Genomic DNA, 3,020 nt, shown 5'->3' on the forward strand with positions numbered 1-3,020 from the left:
ATCGCTTTATAGGAACTTCAAATTCAAGGCCGCCCTAGAATCAATAAGTTACTAGAGCTCCTTTGATTCCGAAGCTCGCATCGGAGGTTGCCGCGATACCGTGCGAACTTCGGAATCGGAGCTCTAGACTGAAAGAAGCGTAGAAGAAGAATCGGGCGTATAACAGTCGCAGGCGCGTTCGGGGAGGACCGCGAGATGACAGCTACCGGTCTGAAGACAAATGCGACCCCACCCTCGGGCACGGACGCCGACGGCCGTGTTTATGCGGGAATGGTTGCGCGCGCCGCGGCGCTGGCGCCGCGACTGCGCGAGGGTGCCTCGCGTTCGGAACAGCTGCGCAGTCTTGCCGAGGAGACCGAACGTGAATTGCACGAAAGCGGCCTGTTCCGGATCGTGCAGCCGAAACGCGTTGGCGGCTCCGAACTCGATTATATCGCGCTGATCGACTGCGCGGACGCGATCGGGCAGGGCGATGCCTCCGTGGCCTGGACCTTTGCCAACCTCGCCAGCCATCACTGGATGCTGGCGATGTTCGATCGCCGCGCCCAGGACTTGATCTGGGGCAAGGATCCCAATGCCCTCATCGCGTCGTCCTTCATCTTCCCTGCGGGGCGCGCCAGAAAGGTCGAGGGCGGATATGTGCTGCGCGGCAGCTGGCCCTTTTCCTCCGGCGTGAATTGCAGCGAATGGAACATGCTGGCGAGCGTTGTGTCGTCCGAGGACGACGCCGACGGCATCGAGTACCGCATCTTCCTGCTTCCCAAGAGCGACTATCGCGTCAAGGACACCTGGGACGCGACCGGCCTGCGCGGCACGGGCTCGAACGACGTCGAGGTCAACGACGCGTTCGTGGCCGCGCCGATGACGGTCGGGGTTCATGAATTGGCGGGCGGACCGACGCCCGGAAGCACCGTCAATCCGAATGCGCTTTACACGCTTCCCGTATTTTCGCTGTTTCCCTACGTGCTGTCCGGCGTCGCGCTCGGCAACGCGCAAGCTTGCCTCGACGACTACGTCGATCTGGCGCGCCATCGCGCCTCCACCTACAACCGCGCCAAGCTCAGCGACTTTCAGACCACCCAGATCAAGATCGCGGAGGCCGCTTCCAAGATCGACGCGGCGCGCCTCATCATGCGCTCGACCTGCATCGAAGCGCTGGCAGACGCAAGGCGCGGGCATATTCCGGATATCGCAGCGAAAACAAAAATGCGACGGGACGGCGCCTATTCCGTCAACCTCTGTACTGAGGCCGTTTCGCTGCTGTTTGCGGCGAGCGGCGCGCGCGGCCTTTACATGTCCGGCGCCTTGCAGCGGCAGTTCCGCGATGCGCACGCCATCAACTCCCATATCGCCTTCAATTTCGATGCGGCGGGCACCAATTACGGGCGGGTCGCGCTTGGCCTGCCTTCCGAAAATCTGACGCTGTGAGACGGTTACCGGGATGAACGATCAGCCAACGCACGTGCCGGAGCCTGAAACCGCCAATGAACTCGCGAGCGGCAGCTCGACGCTCGATCCCCGGGATTTTCGCAGCGCACTCGGTACCTTCGCCACCGGCGTCACTATCATCACGGCGATGGCGGACGACGGCAAGCCATACGGACTGACCTGCAATTCCTTTGCGTCGGTCTCGCTCAATCCTCCGCTCGTCCTGTGGAGCCTGGGAATGTATTCGCAGGGCTTGCCGATCTTCCAGAACGCGAGCCACTTCGCGGTCAATGTGTTGGGCGTCTCGCAGCAGGGTCTCGCTACGACCTTCGCGAAGTCCACCGTCGACAGGTTTGCGGGCGTCGACTGGAAGCCGGGGCTTGGCAATGCGCCGCTTCTGGCCGACAGTGTCGCGAATTTTCAATGCCGCGCCGCCAACCGCTATTATGGCGGCGACCATGTTATCTTCCTCGGCGCCGTTGAAGCCTACACTTACAACCGGAGGGAGCCGTTGTTGTTCGTCCGCGGCGGTTTCGGGCGTTTCGTCAGCGACGACGTTGCAGTGCCTGCGAGCTCATGAGCAAAAAAGCCACCCCCAAGCGCGCAAGGGTCAAGCAGCGGCGTTTGTCGCCGGACGATCGCCGCCAGGAATTCGTCGCCAAAGCCACCGAGTTTTTCGCGGAAGAGGGATTTGGCGGCGGAACGCGTGCATTGGCGCGGCGGCTCGGCGTAACGCAGCCCTTGCTGTATCGTTACTTCCCGAGCAAGGACGACCTGATCAAGGAAGTCTATCGCACGGTTTATCTGGAGCCGCTGGGTGACGGTTGGGAGAAGCTGCTCTCGGACCGCACGCGGCCGATCCGTGATCGCTTGAAGGAATTCTACGCCGCCTATACCGGCGTGATCTTCAGCCGCACGTGGCTGCGCATCTATCTTTATTCCGGTCTGAAGGGGCTCGAGATCAACCGATCCTATGTCGGCATCGTGCGGGACAAGATTTTATCCCGCATCATCCGGGAATGCCGGCATGAGGCGGGTTTATCGGCGCAAAGCAAGCCAAGCGCGGCCGAGATCGAAATGGCCTGGGTCTTTCACAGCGGCATCTTTTATTATGGCGTGCGCAAATTCATCTACGAGTCCCCGGTGCTCGAAAGCAAGGAGCAGATGATCAGCGACGCGGTGGATGCGTTTCTGGCGGGTTTTGCCCAGGTATTTGGCCAGGCAGAGAACGTTCGCCGTCCTCCGGTGAAGGTATTGGTCTAAGCACCGGCATTGACGCGCGGCATGACCTTTTCCGCCATCAGGATCATCGACTGCCGGCCGAGTTCGCGGTCTTTCCAGTCCTTGCCGGCATAGAGCAGCGTCCCGAAGGTGCCGACTTCCTGCTGGAACGCGAGCAACTGGTTGGCGACGCTATCGGGCGTGCCGTGAATGATAAGCTTGTCGCAGATCGATTCCAGCGTGACCTCGTCGTCGGGCTGATCGCGCCGGGTCTTGAACAACTCAATGCGGCCGTTCTTCTTCAGCTTGGTAAAGAGCGAGCGGTAATAATAGACGTAAGGCCCATCGGGATCGGTCGCGTAGGCCTTGGC

General features: G+C 61.1%; 3 protein-coding genes and 1 pseudogene. 3 read left to right on the plus strand and 1 reads right to left on the minus strand.

Translation table 11 applies throughout. From position 1 onward, the window contains the following. Positions 1–270 precede the first annotated feature (270 nt). The 3 genes from WB528_RS09060 to WB528_RS09070 are packed head-to-tail and all read left to right on the plus strand — an operon-like array spanning position 271 to position 2,691. Entirely contained in the window at positions 271–1,428 is a 1,158-nt protein-coding gene (locus WB528_RS09060) for an acyl-CoA dehydrogenase family protein (protein ID WP_423888084.1), read from the plus strand. 13 nt (positions 1,429–1,441) lie between these two features. Then, positions 1,442–2,008, plus strand: a complete 567-nt coding sequence (locus WB528_RS09065) for a flavin reductase family protein (protein ID WP_423888082.1) — start codon at positions 1,442–1,444, stop codon at positions 2,006–2,008. Continuing rightward, positions 2,005–2,691, plus strand: coding sequence for a TetR/AcrR family transcriptional regulator (locus tag WB528_RS09070; protein ID WP_423888083.1), 687 nt, complete (start codon positions 2,005–2,007; stop codon positions 2,689–2,691). Before WB528_RS09065 ends, WB528_RS09070 begins: the two co-directional genes overlap by 4 nt. Here the strand turns inward: WB528_RS09070 and WB528_RS09075 are convergent. Next, positions 2,688–3,020: pseudogene (locus WB528_RS09075) on the minus strand (LLM class flavin-dependent oxidoreductase); the annotation flags it as partial. The gene WB528_RS09070 and the pseudogene WB528_RS09075 overlap by 4 nt on opposite strands.

This window comes from Bradyrhizobium sp. (assembly GCF_049586575.1).
Taxonomy (GTDB): domain Bacteria; phylum Pseudomonadota; class Alphaproteobacteria; order Rhizobiales; family Xanthobacteraceae; genus Bradyrhizobium.

Bases quoted from the DNA above. Each gene is read 5' to 3' on its own strand.
- WB528_RS09060 (WP_423888084.1), top strand. From the start codon at position 271: ATGGTTGCGCGCGCCGCGGCGCTGGCGCCGCGACTGCGCGAGGGTGCC.
- WB528_RS09065 (WP_423888082.1), top strand. From the start codon at position 1,442: ATGAACGATCAGCCAACGCACGTGCCGGAGCCTGAAACCGCCAATGAA.
- WB528_RS09070 (WP_423888083.1), top strand. From the start codon at position 2,005: ATGAGCAAAAAAGCCACCCCCAAGCGCGCAAGGGTCAAGCAGCGGCGT.